Here is a 3,847-nt window from a genome sequence, read left to right as displayed (position 1 = left end):
CACCGCTGTTGGATCGGCTAATCGAAGATGCCCAAAAAATCCATCAGCAGCGTCTCGTGCTTCAGGAACGACTGGCTACCGGTATCCAGCCAAGAACCGCAGAGGTGGCTTAGCTAAAGACGGATGCCCTCTGCCCTTATAGTTCCGGGATACTCCATAACTCGCCCAAGATCGATTTTGCGTCAGTTCCTATACTAGTACCAGTTTAGTGCGCAAATTCCAGAGAATGTGTGTTTCCGGAAACGCGGAAGCTACACGGTTCCACTTAATATGTAGCTAATCACACTGATAAGTATGATTACAGATGCTCGGGTGCTCCAGCCGGAGTTCGTCCCGAACGACGTCGTACATCGTGACAGTGAAATTAACTACCTCTCAAGCACCCTTGACCCACTGACACGCGGAAAACCAGCAGACCCATCATTTCTCCACGGCCCACCAGGAACAGGAAAAACCTGCATTGCACAGTATACACTCGAGAAACTCTGTGAGAACCTCATCAACGTAAACACCCAGTACGTCAACTGCTGGGAAGACTACTCCAAGTTCAAAACACTCTACCGGATTCTCGAGGGCATCGACAAGACACTCGATATTCACCGCCAATCCACACCCACAGACGAATTACTCGAACGACTCCAGAACTACAACGGGCCACCATACGTTGTCATCCTCGACGAAGTCGATCAACTCGAAGACAAAAACATCCTGTACGACCTCTATCGCACGAAGTCGCTAACAATGATCTTGGTCGCAAACCACGAAGAAGAGTTCTTCTCGCAATTGAACAGTCGATTGAGGAGTCGACTTCAGACGAGTGCTCGTATCCATTTCGACCAGTACAGCAAACAGGAACTGATGTGCATCCTCCAAAATCGCGTCCGATGGGCCGTACGTCCAGATGTCGTAACCGAGTCACAACTCGAAAACATTGCAGATGCAGTTGCTGGCGATGCTCGCGTTGCTATTGGCATCCTTCGCAACGCAGCCCAAAATGCCGCCCAGACGCATAGTGATGCAATTGATGATGAAACGATTGAGGATGCGGTTTCGGAAGCGAAAGTGGAAATCAGACAAACGAACGTTGAGAAACTCACCGACGACCAGAAGATTGTCTATGACATCATCACAGAACATGGTGAGATCGCACCGAGCGAACTCTACGAGGCGTATGAACAGAAGGCATCAAATCCACGATCGCAACGAATGGTTCGAAACTACCTCACCAAGCTCTGCCACTACAACCTAATTGAAGCCCCCGGAAAGAACCGTGGAAGGATTTACCGTTCAATTCAAAACTAATGGCATTGGGTGGCTCCCCTTTGTTAGTAAACAGCTTTTACCAATCCAGGAGTGTTTCCTCTCTAGGCGGTGTTTCTGATTTGATGACCTCTCTTTCATCATCGCTCAATTTGTAAAGGTCAAAGATTGCGTCGTCTAGTTCAGCATATTTTGATAACAGAGAATCTTCTTCACTACTATCCATCTCGCGGATCTCTTCAGTACACATTTCGATTGTTTCAATCAACTCTTCATTTTCTTCTGGTGGTGCAGGCAATCGCCCGAAATAGATGGGAGTCAAATCCATTGATCGGATAGCACGATTGTAGATTGCATTGTAGGTGTACCAGGCAAACAAACTTGAATTCATTAGCCCGCAGAGGAATTCAAGCGAGTGGTCATTTGGCTCTGCATGGATCGATGTGTCGGGAGTACAAACACCCTTGTAATCGATGGCACAATTAATGATAATCCTGTCTGTAGGGGTTGTGACGTGTGACAGAATACGCCGGTAAATTACCTTTTTATCACCATGTCCAGATAGGTGGAAATTGGATTTGTTCTTGATTTTTGGATCAAGGTAACTTGTGTTAACAAAACGGAACTGACCAATGTCATCTCCCCGATAGGCCGGAATGTCGTTTGGATCTCCTGTTAAATAGGATTTGAATGCGTCAACACCTTTTGTTGCTTCTGCAAAGTCTACGTCGTTGAACGTATCATACTCTCCCAATTTTGTGAGGAGTGCCTCATTGTCGTCGTCAACCCACATAAAGAAACAGTCTTCATTGAATGCAGACTGTTGATAATTCTTCTCGAAGAACGTTTCGCTGTTTCCGTTCTGATGTTCTTCTCTTCGTCCAACAACAACTGTATCAGTTCCATCTTCGGGGGAGAACATCAGAATAATCTGTTCTTGTTTAACCCCATCGAACGCTTCACGAAGGTCAATTAAGTAGTCGAGGCTCTGATTGAGTAGGTGGTTTCGTGCATCAGTCCACCTGTACGCATAGGTCAACACCTTTGGAACAACATATGCAATCTGTCCGTTATCATTTATCAAGTTTTCAGCACGCGAGGCGAACACCATCGACGAATGATTCTCATCTGGATAATCATCCAAAGCAGATTCAGCATCTGAGATGTCGATCCCATATGGGGGATTTCCAATAGCAACATCGAACCCACCATTCTTGAATACGTTGTAGAATTCAAGTGGCCAGTGAAGGAACTCCAATTCGTCAAGATCCGTGTGCGTCAAATACCGTTGGATCTCCAGATTAGCGATGTTGTCTTCGATTGTGTTGATGATCTCCTGAAGCCGATTATCGGGTGTATTTACAAGGTACTCATGATTGAGAGTGATTGACACGTATCCCCCATTTCCGTAATTGATACGCATTCCGGTTTCATTTTGATATTCGTCACTCAATTCTGCTTTTCGGTCTGTATCAATAGCGTCCTCAAACTGAATAGAGACCTTATGGATGGCACTACAGGGGATATCAGGGGATTCAATGGTTTCTTGATCGTGTTCAAACGCGACATCCGCATCGCGCATATCTTCAAGCAACTTTTCGTTCAATTGCCGGTTGTAATCCTCGTCTTTTTCATCGATTTCGTCTTGAAGTGTCTGTGCGTCCTCGCCATAGAGCTGTTTGAATTCATCAACCATCTCTTGGCGTTCCTCGACCAGTTCTTCCACCGACTTCTCGACCCACTCATCAAGTGGTGCCTGCTGATGATTAACTTTCTCGTCATCCTCAACACGGAGTCGTTGGGTGTCTGTATACCCGACAAGAGTATTCCCTTCACGAATGTTGAACGCGACGTTGGGTAACGCCAGTTCTCCTGGTTCAAGTTCATCGATATCTGTTTCAGTGAGCTCCGACATGATTGAAAGCCACAGACGCAGTTTCGTGATTTCGACACCAGGGCCAACAATATCCACGCCATAAAGATTCTGCAAGACGGTTCGTTTCTTCAGAATGTGGGTGGAAGGGGAGTCATCGTGCTTTTCATAGAGAGAGCGACGTACTGAAAGTATCTCATTTAGAACAGATGTGAGGAAATGCCCACTTCCACACGCCGGGTCAAGCACACGAAACTCATCTACCTCTTTCAAAAGGGATTCAACAACATCTTGGTTGGGAGATAACCCCTCAATTAGTTCATAAACCTCACTGTAGTGAGCCAATTCTCCTTCCCGCCAGTTCCATTCTTGTTGCAGCACTTCTTTGAAGCGGGTTAGAAGAGATTTCCTTACCGACTTATCTGCACAGAATCGCGTAATATTATCAGGGGTGTAATAAGCTCCAAGGTCATTTTGTGCACCAGTTTCACCGGCAAGATAATTGATTGTTTGCTCGAACACCATTCCAAGGATACTCGGGTCAAGTTCCTCTGGCCCACCAGTTGTGGAGAACTCATAGTCTTCTAACCATCCGTCTTTAGCTAAGCTCAGAACGTCGTGACAGTGGCGGCTTTTCGGGACTTCTTTTCGACAGGAATGAGGAGGCAACGGCTGTGTACACTGAAGCCTCCTCAGACGTAATTGAACAGCGGC

General features: G+C 46.3%; 2 protein-coding genes. One reads left to right on the top strand and one right to left on the bottom strand.

The genetic code is table 11. The features are described 5' to 3' along the window. The first annotated feature begins 294 nt into the window (after positions 1-294). Entirely contained in the window at positions 295-1,302 is a 1,008-nt protein-coding gene (locus tag EOW68_RS18155; protein WP_128226564.1) for a Cdc6/Cdc18 family protein, read from the top strand. 37 nt (positions 1,303-1,339) lie between these two features. Here the strand turns inward: EOW68_RS18155 and EOW68_RS19065 are convergent. Further along, the coding region (locus EOW68_RS19065; RefSeq protein ID WP_431359060.1) for an Eco57I restriction-modification methylase domain-containing protein at positions 1,340-3,847 on the bottom strand (2,508 nt) is incomplete at its 5' end.

It is taken from the genome of Halovenus amylolytica (assembly GCA_004015825.1).
GTDB lineage: Archaea > Halobacteriota > Halobacteria > Halobacteriales > Haloarculaceae > Halovenus > Halovenus amylolytica.
Note: the sequence above shows the minus strand (reverse complement) of the source record. Positions and strands in the feature narration are given on the sequence as shown.